19 protein-coding genes are annotated in these 21,565 nt (G+C 65.5%); 4 read left to right on the top strand and 15 right to left on the bottom strand.

The features are described from left to right. Positions 1–47: 47 nt before the first annotated feature. The 5 genes from ACLKOZ_RS05565 to ACLKOZ_RS05545 form a co-directional block, all read right to left on the bottom strand. On the bottom strand, positions 48–1,886 hold the full coding sequence (locus ACLKOZ_RS05565) for an IucA/IucC family protein (protein ID WP_436473528.1): 1,839 nt from the start codon (positions 1,884–1,886) through the stop codon (positions 48–50). Positions 1,887–1,975: 89 nt separating this feature from the next. Further along, the gene (locus ACLKOZ_RS05560; RefSeq protein ID WP_436473432.1) at positions 1,976–2,554 is read right to left on the bottom strand and encodes a GNAT family N-acetyltransferase; all 579 of its coding nucleotides are present in this window, start codon (positions 2,552–2,554) and stop codon (positions 1,976–1,978) included. Continuing rightward, entirely contained in the window at positions 2,551–3,933 is a 1,383-nt protein-coding gene (locus ACLKOZ_RS05555) for a lysine N(6)-hydroxylase/L-ornithine N(5)-oxygenase family protein (RefSeq protein ID WP_436473430.1), read from the bottom strand. Before ACLKOZ_RS05555 ends, ACLKOZ_RS05560 begins: the two co-directional genes overlap by 4 nt. Continuing rightward, the gene (locus ACLKOZ_RS05550) at positions 3,930–5,555 is read right to left on the bottom strand and encodes a pyridoxal phosphate-dependent decarboxylase family protein (RefSeq protein ID WP_436473526.1); all 1,626 of its coding nucleotides are present in this window, start codon (positions 5,553–5,555) and stop codon (positions 3,930–3,932) included. Before ACLKOZ_RS05550 ends, ACLKOZ_RS05555 begins: the two co-directional genes overlap by 4 nt. Positions 5,556–5,782: 227 nt before the next feature. After that, positions 5,783–6,322: a hypothetical protein gene (locus ACLKOZ_RS05545; protein ID WP_436473428.1), complete on the bottom strand. Its 540-nt coding sequence runs from the start codon at positions 6,320–6,322 to the stop codon at positions 5,783–5,785. Positions 6,323–6,497: 175 nt separating this feature from the next. Here ACLKOZ_RS05545 and ACLKOZ_RS05540 point away from each other — a divergent pair, with 175 nt between their 5' ends. Beyond that, the gene (locus ACLKOZ_RS05540; protein ID WP_436473426.1) at positions 6,498–7,250 is read left to right on the top strand and encodes a GAF and ANTAR domain-containing protein; all 753 of its coding nucleotides are present in this window, start codon (positions 6,498–6,500) and stop codon (positions 7,248–7,250) included. A gap of 60 nt (positions 7,251–7,310) precedes the next feature. Here ACLKOZ_RS05540 and ACLKOZ_RS05535 read toward each other — a convergent pair whose 3' ends face one another. From ACLKOZ_RS05535 to ACLKOZ_RS05505, 7 genes are all read right to left on the bottom strand, one after another. Then, the gene (locus ACLKOZ_RS05535; protein ID WP_337350736.1) at positions 7,311–7,643 is read right to left on the bottom strand and encodes a GNAT family N-acetyltransferase; all 333 of its coding nucleotides are present in this window, start codon (positions 7,641–7,643) and stop codon (positions 7,311–7,313) included. Further along, positions 7,640–9,061 carry an acyltransferase family protein gene (locus ACLKOZ_RS05530; RefSeq protein WP_436473423.1) on the bottom strand — a complete coding sequence of 474 codons (1,422 nt, stop codon included), beginning with the start codon at positions 9,059–9,061 and terminating at the stop codon, positions 7,640–7,642. Before ACLKOZ_RS05530 ends, ACLKOZ_RS05535 begins: the two co-directional genes overlap by 4 nt. An 88-nt stretch (positions 9,062–9,149) precedes the next feature. Further along, entirely contained in the window at positions 9,150–9,554 is a 405-nt protein-coding gene (locus ACLKOZ_RS05525) for a DUF1304 domain-containing protein (RefSeq protein WP_436473421.1), read from the bottom strand. A gap of 58 nt (positions 9,555–9,612) precedes the next feature. Further along, the gene (locus ACLKOZ_RS05520) at positions 9,613–10,464 is read right to left on the bottom strand and encodes a class II fructose-bisphosphate aldolase (RefSeq protein WP_376044396.1); all 852 of its coding nucleotides are present in this window, start codon (positions 10,462–10,464) and stop codon (positions 9,613–9,615) included. After that, a complete protein-coding gene (locus ACLKOZ_RS05515) occupies positions 10,464–11,930 on the bottom strand; it encodes a GntP family transporter (protein WP_337345556.1) in 1,467 nt (488 codons plus the stop codon). Before ACLKOZ_RS05515 ends, ACLKOZ_RS05520 begins: the two co-directional genes overlap by 1 nt. A 156-nt stretch (positions 11,931–12,086) precedes the next feature. After that, positions 12,087–12,986 carry an NAD(P)-dependent oxidoreductase gene (locus ACLKOZ_RS05510; RefSeq protein ID WP_436473418.1) on the bottom strand — a complete coding sequence of 300 codons (900 nt, stop codon included), beginning with the start codon at positions 12,984–12,986 and terminating at the stop codon, positions 12,087–12,089. Positions 12,987–13,042: 56 nt separating this feature from the next. Beyond that, positions 13,043–14,527 (bottom strand): four-carbon acid sugar kinase family protein, encoded by a 1,485-nt coding sequence (locus tag ACLKOZ_RS05505; protein ID WP_436473417.1) that lies wholly within the window; start codon positions 14,525–14,527, stop codon positions 13,043–13,045. A gap of 149 nt (positions 14,528–14,676) precedes the next feature. Here ACLKOZ_RS05505 and ACLKOZ_RS05500 point away from each other — a divergent pair, with 149 nt between their 5' ends. Then, entirely contained in the window at positions 14,677–15,387 is a 711-nt protein-coding gene (locus ACLKOZ_RS05500) for a FadR/GntR family transcriptional regulator (protein WP_436473415.1), read from the top strand. 25 nt (positions 15,388–15,412) lie between these two features. Here ACLKOZ_RS05500 and ACLKOZ_RS05495 read toward each other — a convergent pair whose 3' ends face one another. The 3 genes from ACLKOZ_RS05495 to ACLKOZ_RS05485 are packed head-to-tail and all read right to left on the bottom strand — an operon-like array spanning position 15,413 to position 18,944. After that, positions 15,413–16,432 (bottom strand): LacI family DNA-binding transcriptional regulator, encoded by a 1,020-nt coding sequence (locus tag ACLKOZ_RS05495; RefSeq protein WP_436473413.1) that lies wholly within the window; start codon positions 16,430–16,432, stop codon positions 15,413–15,415. A 17-nt stretch (positions 16,433–16,449) separates the two neighbouring features. Continuing rightward, a complete protein-coding gene (locus ACLKOZ_RS05490; protein ID WP_436473411.1) occupies positions 16,450–18,030 on the bottom strand; it encodes a family 43 glycosylhydrolase in 1,581 nt (526 codons plus the stop codon). Next, positions 18,027–18,944 carry a PmoA family protein gene (locus tag ACLKOZ_RS05485; RefSeq protein ID WP_436473409.1) on the bottom strand — a complete coding sequence of 306 codons (918 nt, stop codon included), beginning with the start codon at positions 18,942–18,944 and terminating at the stop codon, positions 18,027–18,029. The genes ACLKOZ_RS05490 and ACLKOZ_RS05485 overlap by 4 nt, the downstream gene beginning before the upstream one ends. A gap of 306 nt (positions 18,945–19,250) precedes the next feature. On the opposite strand from ACLKOZ_RS05485, the gene ACLKOZ_RS05480 reads away from it, so the two are divergent. Next, a complete protein-coding gene (locus ACLKOZ_RS05480; protein WP_337345549.1) occupies positions 19,251–20,558 on the top strand; it encodes an ABC transporter substrate-binding protein in 1,308 nt (435 codons plus the stop codon). Between the two features lie 47 nt (positions 20,559–20,605). Continuing rightward, positions 20,606–21,559 (top strand): carbohydrate ABC transporter permease, encoded by a 954-nt coding sequence (locus ACLKOZ_RS05475; protein ID WP_436473406.1) that lies wholly within the window; start codon positions 20,606–20,608, stop codon positions 21,557–21,559. Positions 21,560–21,565 lie beyond the last annotated feature (6 nt).

The raw sequence follows: 21,565 nt of genomic DNA, 5'->3' as shown, positions 1-21,565 counted from the left end.
CTGGGCGGGCCGGCCGAAGCCCTCGAATGATGGTGCAGAATCCGACGCTATGCGAACCGAGCCAGCGGGTTGGCGAGCCGGCCTGCCATCTGGAGCCCGCCGGACGGGTCGGCCAGGTCAAGCATCTGCTGGTTGTTCCGCAGCTGCAGCCGGTTCAGGCAGGACAGTTCAAAGTCGGCGGCGAACAGGTCGTGGCGGGCGAATTGGTCCGCGAGTTCGGGGTGTTCAGCCTGGTAGTCCTGAATGACGCGGGCGGCCGTGCCCCAGAACTCCTCTTCGTTGAGCTTCCCGTCCTCCACCAGCAGTGCACTGAGGAACCGGAAGATGCAGTCGAAGACGTCGGTGAAGATGGCCAGGACTTTTTCTCCGTCGGGGATGTCCGCGCGGATCCGCGACACTTCCTCGGGGAGGTCCAGACGGTCGCCCATCACCACGATTTCCTCGGCGATGTCCTTCATGATTGCCCGGATGGGCACACCGTCCTCAAGCACCAGGATCACATTCTCGCCATGCGGCATAAAGGCGAGTTCGTACTGATAGAGGCAGTGGACCAGCGGGACGAGGTAGGCCTCGAAGTAACGGCGCAGCCATTCGACGGGTTCGAGGCCGGAGCGTTCGATCAGGGCAGACACCATGGGCCGGCCGCCGGAGTCGACGTGCAGGAGCGAGGCCATGGTGGCGAGCTGCTGGCCGTCGTCGAGCAGCGGGAGGGGACTCTCCCGCCACAGCGCGGACAGCATCTTCCGGTACGGCGAGCCCTTGGCGGACGCGGCCTCGTAGTAGCTGTTGTGGTAACCAATGGCGGCGATCTCGCTGATCATGGCCAGGCCCCGCTTTTGCAGGGCCTCGTCTGAACGGATCAGGTCCTGCAGCCAGTCATTGATGGCGGGGGTGGCCTTCATGTACTGCGGTGAGAGCCCCCGCATGAAGCCCATATTCAGGACGGACATCGCGGTCTTGACGTAACTCTTTTCCGGGGCGCTCGTGTTGAAGAACGTGCGGATGGACTGCTGGGCCTGGTAGCTGTCAGTTCCCGTCCCCAGGTGGATGATGTGCTGCAGGGCGATCTCGGCAGCGAACGTGACGGTGAGCTTGTTCTCCCACTGCCACGGATGCACTGGCATCAGGAGATACTCGGCGGGGTCAACGCCCTGGGCACGGCATTCGGCGTCGAAGGACTGCAAGGCGCCTGTGCCAAGTTCGGCCTCGAGGTGCACGCGGTAGTCCAGCCCGGCGCTGGACGTGAAGACCGCCTGGCTGCGGTGGACCCCGATCCATTCCAGCCGGACGGGCGCCCCTGTCTCAGGGGCAAAGGCCCGGTAGTCGCTGATGCCAAAGCCCAGCCGGCCATTGTTGGCCACGAAGCACGGATGGCCCTCGGTCATGCTGCGCTCGATAGCCTGGAAATCGGCTGCTGGATCGGTTCCGCCAGTGACTCCGGCAACCAGCTCCTGCGCCGAGGGCTGTCCCAGCCACTGCTTGTACGAGTGGCCGGCGAGGGTGCTGCTGATCTCCTCCAGATAGACCGGGAGCATCTCCTCGCGGATCCCCAGGGTGTCCTTGAACTCGGTGATGAAGCGCAGCGCATCCGGGGCAGCGTCCGCGCCACTGCGCGTGCAGCGAATAGAGGCGGCGTCCACCGACCAGTGCTCCAGCTCCAGCACGCGTGCGGTAAAAGAGTAGGAGGTTGAACCGTCGTCGCTGCGGACCACGTAGGCCGCGGGCTCAGCCGGGTCTGCAGGCTGGGCGCCGGAACCGGCGCCCAGCCGCTGCGGCTCCAGGATGCGTTCGTGCAGGAATTCGGCGAGTGCCTTGCGGACAAGATGTCGGTTGGCCACAGCCCAGCGCTGCGGAGCGAGGTGCGGCACGGTGTTGGCAGTGTTCACTGCCTCGGGCGCAAAGGCGGCTTCTCGTGCGGCGAGGCCGATATCAGCGGTTGGGCCGCTGGCAACGGCGTTGTCCAGCTCGATGGTGGTCACAGTGTGGCTCCCTGGTGGATCGGGGCGGAAAGGTCGTAGGGGTTGTGGAGCGCTGCGCGGGCGGCGAAGTAGTCCTGGCGGGTGCAGAAGCTCAGGAGCGCTTCCTTGTCCGGCAGCGTCACCACGCCAGCCGGTTGGAAGCCCAGCCGCTCATTGAGAACGTGGATTTTGGTGTTCCGGGCATCGGGCTCCACCACCACGCGCTCCACTCCGGGCTTCCGGAACAGCCGGTCCAGGACGGCGTCCATCACGGAGGCGGTATACCCCGGTGTGGGACCTCCCGACGGCGGAGCCACCAGCAGATGCATGCCGATGTCGCCCTCCTGGACGGCATAGGCGGCGGCCAGGGGCGATGAGGACGGACCATACTCCTCCATCAGGAAGGCTGGAACACCGCCGTCGAGCCCCAGCAAGGCATGGTGGTGCCCGCTGGACTGAATCTTCGAGTACTCCTCCACAACGCCCTCGACTGTGGAGGACAGCATCCCCCAGAACGACGCGTAGGGCTGGGTGACCCAGCTGTGCAGGAGGGGCGCATCGGCGACGGCGTCAACGCAGCGGAACGTGAATCTCATGCGGACACCCCTGTTTTGCCTGTTGCGGACACTTCGGCAGGTTCGGGCAGGCCAGCCGGTGCGCCGAACTGCTGGAATGCGATGCTGCGCTCCACCGGGTAGACCTCGCGGCCCGTCATTTCACGCAGGATGCACGAGTTCCGGTAGGCGGCCATGCCCAGGTCCGGGGTGACGAAGCCGTGCGTGTGCAGCTCGGCATTCTGGACAAAGATTTCGCCGGGTTCGACGCCGGTGCTGTAGTTGCGTGCCACGGCGAACCGGCCGGCGGAGTCACGGGCGATCCGGTCCTGGATGCCGGCAAGGAAGCCCGGCTCCCTGTAGGTGTAGCCGGTGGCCAGGACCACGGCCTCGCTGTCCAGCACGTACTCGGCGCCCTGTTCCTCGTGCCTGAGGTGCAACGTGTGGGAGCCGGCAGCCGGATCCCAGGCCGCACCCGTCAACGATGAGTGGGTCAGTAGTTGCGTGTCCACCATGCCGGAAAGGCTCTTGGTGTAGAGGAGGTCGTAGATAGCGTCGATCAGCTCGGAGTTGATGCCCTTGTACAGGTTCTTCTGGCTCTTGATGAGGCCGTCGCGCTGGCCCTGCGGCAACCCGTGGAAGTAATCCACATATTCCGGCGAAGTCATCTCCAGCGTGAGCTTGGTGTACTCCAGCGGGAAAAACCGCCCGGACCGGGTGACCCAGTTCAGCTGGTAGCCGTGGACATCGATCTCCTGCAGGAGCTCGTAGTAGATTTCCGCGGCGCTCTGGCCACTGCCCACGATGGTGATGCTGCGCCTGGCCTGCAGTTCACTCTTCCTCAACAGGTAGTCGGCGTTGTGGAGGACAAGTCCCCCGCCTTCCCTGGCCGCGGCTGAAACCATCCCGTCACACGACGCCGGAACGTACGGCGAGGTGCCCGTGCCGAGCACCAGCCGCCGCGCCAGCAGCACCTCAGGCCCGTCCGGACCTTGCACCGAAAGCCTGTACACGCCGCCGTCGTACGTTATATCCAGCACAGTCGTGCTAAAACGCACGGACCGCAGCTGGCCGGCCACCCACTGACAGTACTGGTTGTACTCGGCGCGCAGAGGATAGAAGTTCTCGCGAATGTAGAACCGGTACAGCCGCCCGGTCTGCTTGAGGAAGTTCAGGAAAGAATACGGCGACGTGGGATCGGCCAGCGTTACCAGGTCCGCCATGAACGGCACCTGCAGGTGGGCCGGCTCCAGCATCATCCCCGGGTGCCAGTCGAAGGACTCGCGCTGTTCCAGGAAGACACCATCCAGCCCGTCCACCGGTTCGCTGAGGGCGGCGAGGCCAAGGTTGAAAGGTCCGACGCCGATGCCGGCAAAGTCGTAGATGCGCGCGTCAGTACGCGGGCTGTCAAGGGCGCTCATGCGGAAGCTCCCGCAGCGTTGGTGTTAATGGCAGCGTTGGCCAACAGCTGCGCGCCCGTGCCGCGAAGCAGTTCGACGATCTCGCAGATGTCCTCCAGGGTGGCCTCGGCGTTGAGGAGCGTGAACTTCAGGTAGTGCCTGCCGCCCACCTTGGTGCCGGCCACTACGGCCTGCCCTGAGGCGAAGACTGCCGCGCGAATGGCCGGGTTGAGGGCATCAGCGGCATCCTCGGAGAGCCGCTCCCCTCCGATGGCACCAGCACCAGCACCAGCGCCAGCGGCCGGCACCAGCGGCCGGTACCGGAAGACCAGCGTGCTGAGCTGCGGGTTGGCGGCGAGCTCAAAGTCGTCGTCGGCCGCCAAGACGGAGCCAACCCGGGTGGCGAGGTCGATCGCTTCGTCAAACAGGGCGCCGATCGCGTCCGCGCCCATGATGCGCAGGGTCAGCCAGAGCTTGAGCGCGTCAAAGCGGCGCGTGGTCTGGATGCTCTTGTCCACCTGGTTGGGGATCTCGGCCAGGGCCGCGCTTTCCGGGTTCAGGTAGTCCGCGTAGAAGGTGACGTGCTGCAGCATGGTGCGGTCCCGGACCAGCAGGGCGCTGGAGCTGACCGGCTGGAAGAACGTCTTGTGGAAGTCCACGGTGACGGAGTCGGCCAGGCGGGTCCCGTCCAGCAGGTGGCGGTAGCGGTTCGAGACCATCAGCCCACCGCCATAGGCAGCATCCACGTGGAACCAGGCCCCGTAGGCGCGGGCCAGGGCGGCGAGTTCTGCGAGCGGATCCACTGCACCGAAATCAGTGGTCCCGGCGGTGGCCACCACCGCCATCGGCACCAGCCCGGCGTCGTGCGCTTCCGCCATGGCCTCGGCGAGGGCAGCGGGGTCCATCTTGTGGTCCGCGGCGCATGGGACGGAAGTGACGGCGTCGAACCCCAGGCCCAGCATCGACGCTGACTTTTGGATGCTGAAATGGCTGTCGGCAGACGTGAAAATACGCAGCTTTTCCAGTAGCGCGGGCAGCCGGAGCCCGGTGTTGGCCGGCTCCTGGCGCAGGCTGGCAACGGCGTGGTTGCGGGCGATCAGCAGGGCCTGCAGGTTGGACTGGCTGCCGCCGGAGGTGAACACGCCGTCGGCAGCAGCCCCCAACTGCAGCCGTTCGGCCGTCCAGTCGATGAGCCTGCGCTCGATCATCGTGGCGCCAGCGCTCTGGTCCCAGGTGTCCATCGAGGAGTTCACCGCGGACAGGATGGCTTCGCCAACCAGCGCCGGGATCACCACGGGACAGTTCAGGTGGGCAGCGTACTTCGCATCGTGGAAGTAGATGGCGTCCCGGAGGTAAACGGACTCCAGCTCCTCCAGGGCGGCGGCAGTGTCCGGGAGCGGCCGGTCCAGGTCGACGGCGCCGATGCGCGCTTCCATTTCGGCAGGTCCGACGCCGGTGAACGGCCCTGTGGTGCGGTCCAGTTTGGTGGCCACGGCATTGACACCCTGCAGCACCTGCGCCACATAACGTGTGGAGTTCCGCTTGTTGAACAGATGGTTGGTGGCGGCGAGGGCAAGCTCCACGCGGGAGCCGAAATCCTGTCCGGGCAGGGCGTGGCTCACCTGGTTCTCATCCACGTACATCTCATCAACACGGGGCAGCAGCGGCACGGGGGTCATCCTTAAGTCGACGTTGGGGGGTCTTTAGCAAGGTAAGCCTTACTTAGGCATGCCTTTTCGTCAAACTTTTGTGACCTATTTATCGAAACCGCGCCAATCCAAGGACTTTCAGGGACCGGAGTGCGTCATTGACTGGCGGACCTTGGACGACAGGGGCAAAATACTCCCGCTCGAACTGGCGGGCATCTTGCTCAGAGGTGGACGTGAAGGGCCTTGCCTGCACGTTCGCGCGTGGAACGCTTGGCCGAGGCGGCGCGGGAGGGGCGCACCGGATGGACGGGGTCCGTGGGCTGGTTGGGATGCTCCACCATGGCCGCCTTGGCGGCGTCACGCCGGGCCGCAGCACTGTCGGCTGCGGAGTGGATGGGGCACACCGGCAGGTAGACCGGCTCCAGGAGTGTCAGGCGGAAGTCATCGGCCTCCTCAAGCGCCGCTGCCGCGGCGAGCCCCATCGCGTGATGAATGGCCGCATGCTGCCCTGACTTATGCGAGCCCGGACTGGCGATGTGCCGAAGGTGCGCCAGGACACCGGCATCCAGGTGGATGGCATGCCGCAGGTCCAGGGCTATCTCAGGGGCGGAAGCCAGGCGCTGCGCCCGGAGGAGCAGGTGAAGCAGTGCCGGAAAATTACTCTGTGTCAGGCAGCCGCCAACATCTACGCTGATGTTTCCCGGGTCCACATCAACGTGGACAACAATTCGAAGCTTGTGATGGGACAGTTTGTGGCTCATGGCGGTCTCCGCATAGGTGCCGGGGGCCGGCTGCATGGCCCACCATCGACTCTACAAAGATGTCGCGCAGGTCACAATATTGCGCCTCTCCATTACGGTGCGTCGGGTGGACAAGCCGTAGCCAACGCCCCAATAGTGTCGGTTCTTTAGTGCCGGACGGGGCCTAAACTGGACTATGGACCCATCAGCGCTGAAGGCGCTCCGTCACGGCGACGACGCCGTGGTGGAACAGCTCCAGAACATCGTCATCGACAGCAGGGACGTGAACGAATTCCTGCATGAACTGTGCGACTACGCGGCCCGCGCCATTTCGGAGTCCATGGAGCTTCCGGTGGTCTGCGCTGTGACGCTGAGCAGGCGGCACCGGACCACCACGGCTGCCTGGAGCGACCCTCGGGCCAAGGTGATGGACGAAATCCAGCACAACCATGGCGCCGGACCATGCCTCCATGCCATGAACGCCGGCATCACTGTCCTTGTCCCTGACACCCGGCATGACAAGCGCTGGCCGGAGTATGGCCAGGCCATCGCGCAGCTTGGCCAGCTCAGTGTGCTTGCCGTTCCATTGACTCTGGACGGTGACTCCAAGGCTGCCCTGAATATTTTCGCCCCGGACGTGAACGCGTTCGGCTCAGTCGCCATCGAAGATGCCGAGCTCTTCGCTGCCCATGCCCAAAGTTCGCTCCGGCTGGCTGTCCGCGTTGCCGCCGGCCAACAGCTGGCGGCGGATCTCAGGGCGGCCATGGAGTCCCGGACGGCGATCGACCTGGCGGCCGGCATCATCATGGGACAGAACCGCTGTTCCCAGGAGGAGGCGATGGCCATTCTGGTCAGGGCTTCCAGCAGCCGCAACCAGAAGCTCCGCACCATAGCCGAGCAGCTGGTGGCGGCAGTCGCCCATGAGGCTCCGGTCACGCATTTCCACTAAGCGCAGGATCGATCGGGCGCGCGCAATCAAGTACGCGCTGTGCCACCTGACGTCCCGTGGCTAAGCGTCCTCGGGCCAGTCGATGTATTGTTCGTACCCCTCATGCTGGCGGAGATAGCCGGCGATGAACGGGCAATGCGGAATGATCCGTTTACCGGAGGCCACCACGTCATCCAGTGCGAAATGCGCCAGCACTTTGCCAAGCCCCTGGCCCTTGAACTCCTCTGCGGTCTCCGTGTGCGTGAAGTCAATGTGCCCTGGCCGGTCCCGGAAAAAGGACTGCACAGCTACCTTCCCGCCGACCCGCAGCTCATAGCAGTGGTGGGCGTCGTTCCGTGCAAGCGAAACGTCGGGGCTGAATTCGTCCTCGGTGGAAATCATGTTCTCCGTCATGGTTCGACACTGGCACTACTTGGCCCTGCTGGCAATGGCCCGCCCGCCTGCCCGCCGGACAACCCTCCGGACGACCCATCGGACGACCCACTGGTCAATCCGCCGGTTAATCCTTCGACCGATCCGCCGCGCTCCGCCGCACCGGCGGGCACCCGTTCCGGCATTCTGCCGAGCAGCAGCACGGCGAGCGCGAAGCACGCCGCTCCCCCGCCGAGGAGGCCCAGCGTGAGGCCGTTGAACGCGGCGTCGGCCACCGGAATGAAGACCACGACGGCGGCCGTCACCACCGCTGCGGCGGGCCGGCCGCGCGTGTGGACAGACGCCGTCGGACGTTCCTCAAGGCGGCCGAAGGCGCCCATGACCGGAAGCAACAGGGTAACGACGCCCAGGAGTACCAGCGGCCGCGCCCACCACCACGCAGCGGTCCCCGCAGCCGGCTTGGGGAAGTCGGTAAGCAGGAGCAGACCCGACATGCCCACGAGAAGGGGCAGGTGCCAGAGGTAGACGGTCATGGACCGGCGCCCGGCAACAGACACCAGGGCACGTACCCAGCGAACGCCTGCAACCCAGTGGAGCCCGGGACGGACCATCTCAAGGAAGGCAGCCTGGGCTACGCCCAGCAGGAGCAGGCAAAGGTTGGGTGGATTGAGGTTCACCAGCATGTTTCCGGAATAAAGGCCCAGCCCAGTGAGGACCCCCAGCACCAGGTTGGCCGCAACGATCAGGCCCACCAGGGAGGAGCGGGACAGCGTGGCGAAGTGGCCGTCCGCCATCAGGAAGCCCAACTGCTGCACGGCACACCACAGGAACACCAAGTTGGCATATGCCAGCGAAGGCAGGACGCCGCGGAAGCAATCAACCGCCACCACCAGGGCTGCCAGGCCAACCAGCGTCAGCCACGGCGCCCGGTCGTGGAAGCGGGCCAGCAGGGGAATGTTCAGCTGTGCAGCGAGGTAGGCGGCCAGGAACCACAGCGGCATGCCCGCGCCGGCGGTCATCAACTGGATCACCTGGGGGTCCACACCCAGGAGCAGGGCCGCCCAAAGCCCCAGGAACATGCAGGCCAACAACGCGGTCGCCGGCCGGACCAGGCGGAGCAGGCGGGACTGGGCGAACTCGAAGCCGGTGCCGCCCCGGGCCTTGAGCCGCCGCCAGGACTGCAGGCCGGTGGTCCCGCCCGTGACGAAGAACAGCGGCATCACCATGAAGATCCAGATGACGGGCACGAACCAAGCCTGCTCCCCGAGGGTGTTCTCGGTAGTGACGGTGCCGTCACGGTGCAGGACCGGACTGACCATCATGCAGTGGCTCACCACCACCAGGGCAAGGCAGAAGAAACGGACGAGGTCGATGACGAGGTCGCGCGTGTTCGCGGGCTCGTGTTGCGGGGATGCCCCCTGCTCCTTCACACCACTCACGTCCGGTCCTGAAACTCCCGAAGTTGCTATTACCTACATTCTGCGCCTGTATGAGTGGCGTGGCGGCTGATCGGCGCCCGGCGGCGCGTCAGGAAACCACGGCCAGCAGTCCCAGTACGACGGCGAGCAGCGGAGTGGCGCCCTGGATGGCGGCGGCACGGAGGTACTTTTTCCCGCTCAAGGCGAGCACCACAGCGGCCAGCAGCATGGATCCGCAGCAGCTGAAGACCAGGGTCCACCCCACGACGGACTGCGCGGACGCCTCGGCTGCGAAGGCCACACACCCGACGCCGATGAAGGCCCCGATGGCCAGGAACAGGTTATAAAAACCCTGGTTGTACGCGAGCGGCCTGGTGGTCTCGGCGTCCGCCTGGGACGCAAGCCCGAAGCGCTTCCAGGTGGCCGGTTTGGTCCAAGTGAAGGATTCCATGGTGAAGATGTAGACGTGCAGGGCTGCGGCGATGAACGCAAAAAGGAGGGAGGCCAGGATCATGGCATGATCCTAGCCTCCCGTTCCCTCAAAAGACGGCTGGAGCGCCCCGCAGGAACTCTCAGCGGCTGAGCATGCCCAGCGCCGACGTCGCGAACTCCCTGGCGGAGGAGTTCCAGTGGCCCAGCAGGCCCTGCAGGTTCTCGCCGTCGGCCCGGTGCACCGGCAACTGCTCCTGCAGGGTGGCCAGCACGCCGGTCCGGAGCTCGGTGTTGAAGTTCACCTTGCCCACGTTCATGGCGGCGGCCTTCACAAGCTCCCCCGCCGGAATACCGGAAGCGCCGTGGAGCACCAGCGGGATGTGTGTCCGCACGGCGATGTCCTGGAGGACGTCCCAGCGCAGCTGCGGCTCGCCCTTGTACTTGCCATGGACGTTGCCCACGGCGACGGCCAGCAGCTGCGCGCCGGTCCGCGCCACAAAGTCCTCCACCTGGGCGGAGTCGGTCAGGCCAGCCACAGCCACGCCCGCTTCGTCCGCGCCGAAGGCCCGGTCCTCGTCACCGGCCAGGCCGCCGAGTTCGGCTTCGAGCACGACGTCGGCACCCACCAATGCGCGTGCCGCCCGGACCAGCGCAATGTTGTCCTCGTACGGAAGGGAGGAGCCGTCCGCGAGGACCGAATCCGCCCCCGCGGCGACGGCATCGGCCATCACCGACAGGTCCGAGGCGTGGTCCAGCTGGACCGCCACCGGAACGGACGCACCATCGGCCAGGCCGCGGAGCGCGGTGATCAGGCGCAGGCCGTTGGACGTGCCTGCGGTCTTGGGGGCTACCAGCAGGATGACCCCGTGGCCCGCGTCCTCGGCCGCGCCCACAACAGCCAGGGCGGTGGTGAAGTCGTAGCAGGTGAACGCAGGAACAGCCGATCGCCGCTGCAGGGCGGAGGTGACCAGATGGTCGAGTCGGGTGCGCATTAGACGCCCAGGCCTCCCACCAGGATCCAGGCCACGAAGGTCAGGAGGAAGCCTGCCAGGCCCAGGATGGTGGTGAGCACGGTCCAGGTGCGCAGTCCGTCGGAAACGGTGAGTCCGTAGTAACGCACCACGGTCCAAAAGCCGGCGTCGGTCACATGGGACAGACCGAGCGAGCCGAAGCCGATAGCGATCACGATGACGGCGATCTGCGCCGGGGAGTAGCCGCCTTCCATCACGGCGGAGGTCAGCAGGCCGGTGGTGGTGACGATGGCGACGGTCGCCGAACCCTGGGCTGCGCGCAGGGCGAGGGAGATGACAAAGCCGAGCACGATGACCGGCAGGCCCAGGTGGTCAAGGGTCTGGGACAGCGCGGCGCCGATTCCGGAAGTGCGGAGGACTTCGCCGAAGACGCCGCCGGCGGCGACAACCATCAGGATGGAGGCGATGGGAGGCAGCGCGCCTTCGAAGATTTCGCCGGTCTCCTTCAGCGACCAGTTGCGGCGGACAGCCAGCAGGAAGAAGGACAGCGCAACAGCCACCAGGAGGGCGAAGAACGGGTTGCCGATGAAGGCCGCGAGGCCGTACCAGGAGTTGTCCTTGGGGATGGTGAGGGTACCCATGGTGCCGATCAGGATCTGCACGATCGGCGCGGCGATGAGGAAGATGATCAGGGCCGGGCGCGGCGGGGCGATGGCTGCGGCGCCGGGGCCATCGTGGCCAACCTTCACGAGGGAATCGGAACCGAACTCGTCCACCTGGGCTTTGACCGAAGGCAGCAGCTCGTAGTCCTTGCGGTTCATGATGCTGGCAACCCAGTAGGACAGGAAGCCGAGCGGGATGCAGATCAGCAGCGAGATGAGGGTAATGAGCCCGATGTCGGCCCCGAACACACCGGCACCGGCGACGATGCCCGGGTGCGGAGGTACGGCCACATGGATGGCCAGCATGATGCCGGCCATCGGCAGGCCGAACTTGACGGGGTGGACGTTGGCGATCTTGGCGAAGGCGTAGACGATGGGGACCAGCACGATGATGCCCACCTCGAAGAACACGGGAATGGCCACCAGGAAGCCGACGGCGGTGAGGGCCACGGCCACACGCTTGGCACCAAGCTTCTCGGTGAAGTGCGAAGCCAGGGACTGGACGCCGCCGGAGACCTCGATCATCCGGCCCAGGACCGCACCGAGGGCGATCAGCAGGGCCACCTTGCCCATGGTGCCGCCCACGCCATTGGCCACAACGGTGAAGACGTCCTTGAGCGGGATCTGCGCGGCCACGGCCACCAGGATGCTCACGGTCAGCAGCGCCACGAAGGCCTGGATTTTGAAGCGGATGATCATCACCAGCAGGATGGCGATGCCAACGGCGGCGATGGTGAGGAGCAGCGGGGTGCCAAGCTCTACTGCCGGTTTGATAGCTGGGGCGTCAGCCGCCCGCAGTATCAGTGGGTTCATCAGGTGGTTCATGACGGTGTCTCCTTTGACGAGCCAGTCTTCCAGAAGACGGGCGATCAGGCGCTAATTATTTCTGTCGGGGAACGCTGGGAGGTTCGACGACGGCGGAGGGGGGACCGCCGTCGTCGGGCTTGAGGGGGAGGTACTTTGGCGGTTGTGAAGTTGGGCTTAGGCGGTGCGCTTGGTGGGCGCAACAACCTTGATGACTGCGGAGTCGTCGGCGGCGGCGAGGCCCTGGGCCTGGCCGAGAAGGTAGAGCTGTTCGGCAGCGGCGGCGACCGGCGCAGCCAGGCCGGCGGCGCGGGTGGCCTTGCCCACGATGCCCATGTCCTTGACGAAGATGTCCAGGCGGGACAGGACCTCGGCGCCTTCCTCGGTGTAGGCCTCCAGTATCCGGGGGCCGCGGTTGGAGAGCATAAAGGAACCTGCGGCGCCGGCTTCAAGGGCGGCGAGGGTCTTGGCCTGGTCCAGGCCGAGGGCATCGGCGAGGGCCATGGCCTCTGCGGCGGCGGCGATGTGGACGCCGCAGAGGAGCTGGTTGACGGTCTTGAGGGCCTGTCCATCGCCGGGCTTGTCGCCCACCACGGTCAGGGTTGAGGCCAGGAGTTCCAGGGCAGGCGCGGCCTTTTCGCGCGCTTCCGGGGACGCACCAACAACGATCAGCAGGTCGCCTTCGCCGGCACGCTTGGGGCCGCCGGACAGCGGTGCGTCCACCAGTTCCACACCGTATTCGGCCAGCTGCGCGACGGTGGCCGGGATGGCTTCGGTACCAACAGTGCTGCCCAGGATCACGACGGCGCCCGGCTCCAGCACCGAGGCCACGCCGTTCTCGCCGAAGAGGACGTCATTGAGTTGTTCACCGTTGCGGACGGCCAGGAGCACGGCGTCGGCGCCCTTGGCAGCTTCGCGGGCGGTGGCGAATGTAGCGATGCCTGCTTCTTCGGCGAGCTTCAGGCGGAGTTCGGCGATGTCGAAGCCGTGGACGGTCAGCTGGGACGCGAGGCGCGTGGCCATGGGCAGTCCCATGGCTCCGAGGCCCAGGACGGTGACGGTGTAGTTGCTGGTCATGGTGTTCTCCGTTGAATGTGTGCGGTATCGGTGGAGCCGGCGGGCGTAAGCGGGGGCTAGAAGGTGTTGCTGAGTTTGCGGGTGACGTCGGCGAGGGACTGGTCATCGCCCACGTTGCCGGCGAAGACGATGTACGGGATGCCCTTGGCGGGCCCGTCCACCGGTTCCCAGAGGGAGACGATGCCCGGCAGCATGGGTCCGCGGACAATGGCGTGGCGGATTTCCAGGCCGTGGGCGGCAACGTCGGACGACGTGATGCCGCCCTTGGCGATGACGAACCGCGGCGGGAAGGTCTTCAGGGTCCGGTTCACCACCGCGACGACGGCGGAAGACACCGTGCGTGCGATCCGGAGGCTTTCGGCCGGGCTGTCCGTTTTGATCAGCAGCCGGCTGGTGTGGACGATGACGTCGCCGCTGCGGAGTGCGTCCACGACTGTGTCCACCGTCTGGTCCAGGTAAGCGTCCGCGGCTGTTTCGGTTTCGGCGGCCAGCAGTTTCTCGACGTCGATCTCGACGATGTGCGCGGCGCTGTGCTGCTCGGTGAGGGCCTTCAGCTGCCGGGTGGTGACCCCCACGTGGGAGCCAACAACGATCAGTCCGCCGGCGAGGGACGGGGTGTTGCCGGCGTAGGCTTCGGCGCCGCTGAGCTCGGCGCGGATTTCCTGGCCGATCCGGGCACGGCCAAACGGCGGGCCTACCCGGTAAAGCAGCTTCTTGCCCCGCCGTTCGGCCTCGTCCAGGCCCAGGGACAGTGCGCGGAGGTCGTTTTCAGTAACAATGTCCGCCACGATCGGAGTGGAGTTGCTGGCGGGTTCAATGGCATCGGCGATGGCATTCGCAGTGGCCCGCGGATCGGTGGAGGCGCGGATGATGTTCAGGTCCAGGACAATGACGGAATCTGCCGCGAAGCGTCCCTGCGACTTCTCCTCCACATACTTGGACATGTCCGAGTTGGCGAAGCCGAAAGTGGCGTCCCTGGCAAATTCCGTTTCGGCTACCGGCGTGAGCTTGCCGGCGTCCTCCCCGGTGCCGCGCATGTAGTGCACGCCGCCGATGGTCACGCGTCCGGCGTCGGGGAAGGCCGGGACGAGCACCACGCCGTCGGTCGCTTCTCCGTTGACCTTGGCCACGGTGGCGGCGATGACATCGGGTTCCAACGGGTAGTGGCCGCGGAGGGTGGAGTCGCTGCGGCTCACGAACCCTAGGCGGAGGCCGGAATCGTCCGACCCGGCGGCGGCGAGGGCGTTGCGGACCACTTCCTCATTCCGGGCTGCCGCTTCGGCAGGGTCCAGGCTGCGGGTATTGGTGAGGACGTAGACCGCGGGCTTGGCCTGTCCAAATGCCCAAACGAAGTCTTCGATCTCCCAGCGGGTCAGGACGGGCAGATCCGCAACCGATTGGGTCCCGGTGGGGTCGTCGTCGAGCACCACCAGCATGCGGGGAGATTCGGCGCTGGACGCAGCGACGGCGTCGGCCACCAGAGCTGCAGGGATCCGGACTTCGGCCGGAAAGGCGGCCAGGACTTCTGCTTCAAGCGTCATGCTGCACTCCATTGTGGGTGAAATCGGTGGTGAGATAGATATCTGTAAGATGTCTGACATCTAACATTTAGCAATAGTGTGACACACCACATCGGGGACGCGCAAGTAGACTTGTCAGACATATTTGCCACGGCCGAGCAGGGGAAAACATGGCACGGAAATCACTGGTGGACGTCGTAGCCGACGAGCTTCTGGACCGCATCATTGCAGGCGAGTTCCCACCTGGATCCAGCGTGCCCGGGGAACTTGAACTCAGCGCCAAGCACGAAGTCAGCCGGATGACCGTCCGTGAGGCCATGAAGACCCTCGAGGCCCAGCGGATCCTTAGCGTTGAGCGGGGCCGTGGGACGTTTGTGAACCCGCTGAACCGATGGGCTTCCCTGGAGGCAGTATTACGGGCTGCGTCGGAGGGCAAGAACGAGGCCGACGCGTCGGTCCAGCTCATCGAGCTCCGCAGGATGCTGGAGACGGGGGCCTGCGAGCTCGCTGCAGGCAGGATCGGCGATGCCGATATCCAGGCGCTTTACGAATGCGTGGCCGCCATGCGGGCGGCCAACCAGGCCAACGACCTCCCTGCGTTTGTCGAGGCGGACCTGGCGTTCCATGACCTGATCCTGCACGCGTCCGAGAACGTTTTCGTGGCAGTGCTCTTCGAACCGTTGCACCGGGTCCTGGCGAAGCGTCGGGCCGAAACCTCTGCGGTGCCGGAAATCCAGGTCCACGCCATCGCGCACCACCAGAACATCGCAGAGGCCCTGGAGTCCCGCGACCCCTCCCGCGCCCGCCAAGCCATGGACGACCACATGCAGCAGACCCTCGATGACCTCAAGAACCTCGTGCTCGGCGCGCCCAGGGCTTAGAGGTCAGGGAGTTTTTGACGCTTGGCTACTTCGCCCGTGGCGCGGCCGTGGTGCCACGAACCACCAGTTCTGTGGCAACTTCCAGCGCAACCGGGGCCGCCGGCCCCTGCTGCTCGAGCTGTTCGGCCACCATGCCCACGGCCATTGACGCCAGCTGGGCGAGCGGCTGGCGGACGGTAGTCAGCGGCGGCGACATCAGGGCGGCCTGAGCGATGTCATCGAAGCCCACAATGCTGATGTCCCCTGGAATCTTCAGGGAGCGGCCAGCGGCGGCGTTCATGACCCCAAGCGCCTGGAGGTCGTTTGTGGCGAAGATCGCCGTGGGAGGCTCCGGCAGGTCCAGGAGGTCCCCGCCGTGGCGGACGCCGGACTCAATACTGAAGTCGCCATCGCGAACCAGCTCAGGCAGGACGGGCAGCCCTGCCTCGTGGAGTGCGGCAGCGTACGCCGCATACCGTGCACGGCTATGTCCGGATCCGTGCCCGCGTCCGGTGATGATCCCGATGCGGCGGTGGCCCAGCTCCAGCAGGTGTCCCACCGCTGCGAGCGCTCCGGAGAACGACGCCGGGCTGACGCTGGGTATGGTGAGGCCCTCGGCGCCCTCGGGATCCACCGCCACCGCGGGAATGTTCAGGCTCCGCAGTGTGGTCACCAGCCGCGAGCCTCGCCGTGGAGCGAGCAGCACCACGCCGGCAAGCCGGTTGGCCGAAGATTCCCGGAGCTTCCGCCAGTTCTCGGCCGTGGCGTGCTCTGCCCGCGTATAGACAATGGAGTAGCCGAGCCGCTCGGCAGCGGCCTCGGCGCCCTCCATGATTTCCAGTACCCAGGGCGAGTCGAAGTTGTTAACCACCAACTGCAGCAGCCCCGGCTGGTCCGCGGGGACGTTGCGTTTGGTGTAGTCGAGGTCCTCCAGGGCCTGGCGCACCTTTGCCCGCGTTGCCTCGGAAACGTGCGACCGGCCGTTGAGCACTTTCGACACTGTGGGCACCGAAACGCCTGCTGCTGCGGCCACATCTGCGATCTTGGGGCGCGGAGTGGCTGTCAACGGGGCGGTCCTTGCGATCATCGGGAAGCGGCGGCGGCATAATGCGGGGCGACTCTCCGGCGTGCCGGCGCAGCCTCCACCCGCACGGGTCCAACGATAACACTGCCCCTTTCCTGCGAGCCCAGCGGTGACGCGGCGAAAAGGCCCAGTTCGGCGCCGATCCACTTGCCCTCCACCACGTCGAAGTTCCAGCCTTGGACTTCCCACGGCTTTCCCGGCCCGATCCGCCAGGCAAAAGTGGAGCGAGGGGTGGCATCAGTGCGGATCTGGAGCTCGATCCGCGGGCCGTCCAGCGCTATCTGCCGGCTTGGCCGCTCCTCACGCGGCCCTTCCCCGCCGATGCCGCTACCCAGCACGTAACCGTCCGCGGTCCGTATGATTCCCAGCCAGGCATACTTCTGGCCCAGGACCACGACGCCGGCCCGGGTGCCGGCCGGGACGCCGTCCAGTTCCAGCGTGGTGGTGAAGGTGGACGGGGTGCCCGGCAGGATTTGGCCGAGTACGTTGGGCAGTTCGCGCAGGTTCACGGGGTCGTTGGCCTGCGGGAGGAGGACCAACTGTCCTCCCCCGCCTTGGAACGACCACGACTCGCGCGGGTTCGCTTGCCAGTGCCACTGCGGCCCGAGCCACGGCGAGTCGAAGCCGTCGCTGGCCGGAGGTGCCACGTCTTCCTGCGAGGTTCCCGCTGGATAGGGGTGGCTGGCCACAGGGGTTCCCGGTCCGCCGTCGTCCGCGGGAGTTCCCATCCAGGGCCAGCCGTCCGCGCCCCACCCCATGGGCTGGAGGTGGACCACCCGGCCGTAGGGGCCACGGTCCTGGAAGTGCAGGAACCAGTCCTGGCCCTCGGGGGTGGTGACCCAGGCGCCCTGGTGGGGACCGTTGACGTTCGTCTCGCCCTGCTCCAGTACCTTGCGCTCCTCGTACGGGCCGAACGGGGACCGTGAGCGGAAGACCGATTGCCAGCCCGTGGCTACGCCGCCGGCCGGCGCGAAGATCCAGTACCAGTCGCCGCGCTTGTAGAACTTCGGTCCTTCCAGGGTGGTGTAACCGGGGAGGTCGGCGCCATTGATCACGTGGGTTCCATGGTCCAGGAGGCGGCTCGCATCCGGGGCCATCCGGTGGACGGTGAGCCGGTTCTTCACGCCGACGCGGCTGTGCGCCCAACCGTGGACCAGGTAGGCCTCACCGTCCTCGTCCCACAGCGGGCAGGGGTCAATGATGCCGCGGCCGGCGTAGAGCAGGTGCGGGGCACTCCACGGCCCTTCTGCCTTTTCCGCGCTGAGGACAAAAATGCCGTGGTCCGGGTCCGGATAGAAGATCCAGAAGCGCCCATCGTGGTACCGGAGGGCCGGGGCCCACACGCCGCTGCCGTGGCGCACCAGGGAGTAGTGGCTCCCCTGGGGCAGTTCGGGGAGGGCATGGCCGGCATGCTCCCAGTCCACAAGGTTCCGGGACTTCAGCACGGGGAGCCCCGGCACCCTGTTGAAGCTCGACGCAATCAGGTAGTAGACGCCGTCCACCTGAATGGCGTCGGGGTCAGGCCAGTCGCCGTTGAGGATGGGGTTGCTGTAGAGCGGGGTGGGACGCGGGGTTGTCATGATGTCCTGTCGGTTGCGCCGGGGCGGTTGAGTCGGGGGTGCTGGTGGAGGAGTTTCAAGGCGCGGGCGGGAGTTGTCACCGCTCCGTCGTGGATGACGGCGTGCAGGCCAAGCCTGAGGGGAGTTTCCGGGTCCACGTATGCGGGTTCAGACCAAGCTGCGGCTGGTCCCGCCCCCAGGTAGCCCTCCGCCCGGATGAACCACGGAAGCCGGTGACCGGGGTCTTGCCCGAGCACAACGCTGACGGGTCCGCCCTCGAGCCGCATGGTGACCGACAGCCAGGGTGAGCGTGAGCCGTGCGCGGCGTCGGCGCCGGTGCCGGCGTCGGAAAGCACAACCGGGTCATCGCTGCCGCGGGGAAACCGCCAGAAGATGCCGCCATATCCGGCGCCTGCCCTGCCCTTGACGGCCGACGACGACACCGCCAGCCGCTCGACGCTCGCCGCCGGACGGATCACCGAGGACAGTGACAAGCTCCAGCTCCCGGGCTCCGGATGGGCAAACTGCTGGATGTGCCGCTCCTCGGCGGCGAGCTCGTCGCCTGACTCGGACTTCCACAACACGGCGCCGGACTCCCCTGCCTCGTCCGTTCCTGTGGATGAGCGCCAGTCGTGCGGGACCTGCGTTCCGTGGTTGGCCAGGAGTACCGGCCCGCTGGCGGCCGAGAAGGTGGAGCCGCCCCAGAAATTGGTTCCGTTGAGGTCGGAGAAGGCGACGGACAGGCCCAGGTGGTGTGGGTGATCGGCCGGTCCGGCTTCCGTGACGGTGGCGCCGCCGAGTGACCGCAGCGGGTGGAGGTAGGGCCTGGGCGCACTTGTGGCGGGCAGCTGCAGTCCGGTGCAGTGGGTCATGAGCGGCGGGACCTGGTCAGAAAAACCGGGGGCCGCAGCTGACGGCGTGATGTGGATAGCCAAGCAGACCTCCTGGTTGGGTGGCGTGTCCGGGATGTGTGGATCAGCATAGCTATGACGGAAATATTCGGCAAGCACTACGGAAAGTTTCTGTTCAAACGAAACCAATGACTTTCGAAATTGTGTTGACAGTCACAGCGTTTTCTTGCTAGAAATCGTTTACTCGAAAGTTTTTGGGAGTTTCCACCGATATTCATCGGCAGATGGACGCCTTGAGCGCAAATCTGCCCCAGAAAGTTTCCCTGATACCGGCATATTGGCCAGTAGCCGGAACAAGCCCGACATACCCCGCTAGAGAGGCGTCATTCGATGAAGAAGACCACGAGCACCCCTATCCCGCGCAGGATCATCCTGGGTGCAGCACTGACTGCTGCCGGCCTGGCCCTCAGCGGCTGCGGAGGGGCAACCTCCCCGTCCGCCGGTGGCGGCAACGTCGAGCTGAATTTCGTGTACTGGGGTGATTCCAACCGGGCCAAGATGACAGACGCGGCAATCAAGATCTTCGAAGAGAAGAACCCCGGCATCACGGTCAAGAGCGAATACCAGGACAGCGGCCCCTACGCGGACAAGCTGGCCACCCGCTTCGCCGGCGGCAATCCGCCTGACGTCCTGAACATGGCGAACCGGACCCTGCTCGAATACGCGCAACGCGGCACCCTGGCAGACCTGAAGTCGCTGCCCGAGATCAACCTCGAGAAGATTCCCCAGACCATCCAAAGCAGGGGTGAGGTGGACGGCAAACTGTACGGGTTGGCAACCGGCGTCAACCTCATCGGCATGGTGGTCAACAAGACCATCACCGACCAGGCTGGCGTGACCATCCCTGATGACAAAACCTGGAGCTGGGAGGACTACGCCGAGTTCGCTACCGAGGTCACCCAGAAGACCGGCGGGAAGATTTACGGAGCCGGTTACGATGTGGCCACCGAGACCGGCCCCATCCTCTTCGCCCGTCAGCGCGGCGAGGACTTCTACACCAAGGACAACAAGCTCGGCGTCAGCGAAGACACCATCCGCGAGTGGTTCCAGTACAGCGTGGACCTGCGCAAGGCCGGCGGCTACCCGCCTGCCGGATTCTTCGAACAAATCGGCGGGTCCCCGGCGCAGTCCTACCTGGCCAAGGGAACGGTGGCTTCGCAGATCATCCCCATCAACAACTTCCGTGGATACAACGAAGCCTCGGGCGGGAACCTTGTCCTGCTGCGGATGCCCGGCGAAACCACTGAGAAGCGCCGCGGCTACTCCGCCGATCCCAGCATGCTTTGGTCTGTGGCCGCAAAGTCAAAGCACCCGAAGGAAGCTGCCAAACTGCTGAACTTCCTGATCAATGACGTGGACGGCGCCGCCGAGACGCTGACCCAGCGCGGGGTGCCCATTAACCCCGAGGTAACAGAAGCCATCATGCCCAAGCTCGGTGCGGATGACACGAAGTTCGTGCAGATGGTGGCCGACATCCAGAAGGATGAACTGGCACCGGCCTACGTCTACCCCAAGGGCGCGAGCGTAGTGGCCGACACCCTCAAGCAACTCGCCACCGAAGTTGAGTTCGGCCGCGTCACCCCGGCGGATGCAGCCAAGACGTTCCTTGAGAAGAGCAATGCCGCCATCAACAAGTAGCCGTCCAACGCTCAGATACCCAGCTAAGCAGATAGGAACCTGACGCCATGTCAGTGCTGACAAAGCAAGCCCCCGGTGCGGCCGCTTCACTCGCCGCACCGGGGCGCGGCAAGACAAAGCGCGGCCACTCCCGGCGCACCAACCAGCGCTCGGGCTACCTCTTCCTGCTGCCGTGGTTCATCGGCATGCTGTTCACGATCATCCCGTTCTTCGCCTCGCTGTATCTGGCTTTTACGGACTACAACCTGTTCACGGAGCCAAACTTCGTGGGGTTGGCCAATTTCCAGGCCATGTTCGAGGATCCGAGGCTCCTTCAATCGCTGAAGGTGACGTTCATCTACACCTTCGTTTCCGTGCCGATCTCACTTGCCGTTGCCCTGCTGATCGCCCTGGTGCTGAACCGCGGACTCAGCGCCCTGCCGATCTACCGTTCCGTGTATTACCTGCCGTCCCTGCTGGGCGGCAGCGTGGCCATCGTGATGCTGTGGCGCTACATCTTCGGCAACGACGGCATCGTCAACAGCTTCCTGGGACTGTTCGGGATCCAGGGGCCGGCCTGGGTCACCGACCCTGAGTTCGCCCTGAGCACCCTGATCGTGCTGAACGTGTGGACGTTCGGTTCACCGATGGTGATCTTCCTGGCCGGCCTGCGGCAGGTCCCGTCCATGTATTACGAGGCGGCCTCCATCGACGGAGCCTCCCGGTGGCGGCAATTCCGCAGCATTACCCTGCCGCTGATAAGCCCCATCATCTTCTTCAACCTCATCATGCAGCTCATCGGGTCCTTCCAGACCTTCACCCAGGGTTACGTGATGAGTGGCGGGACGGGAGGTCCGGCGGATTCAACGCTGTTCTACAACCTGTACCTGTACCAAAAGGGCTTCACCGAATTCGAGATGGGGTATGCCTCCGCCATGGCGTGGCTGCTGTTGATGATCATTGCGATTTTCACCGCCATCAACTTCATCGCGTCCAAGTTCTGGGTCTTCTACGACAATTAAGGCAAC

The sequence above is a fragment of the Arthrobacter sp. R4 genome (assembly GCF_051365025.1).
In the GTDB taxonomy this organism is placed as follows: domain Bacteria; phylum Actinomycetota; class Actinomycetes; order Actinomycetales; family Micrococcaceae; genus Arthrobacter.
This window is presented reverse-complemented; position numbering and strand designations above follow the sequence as displayed.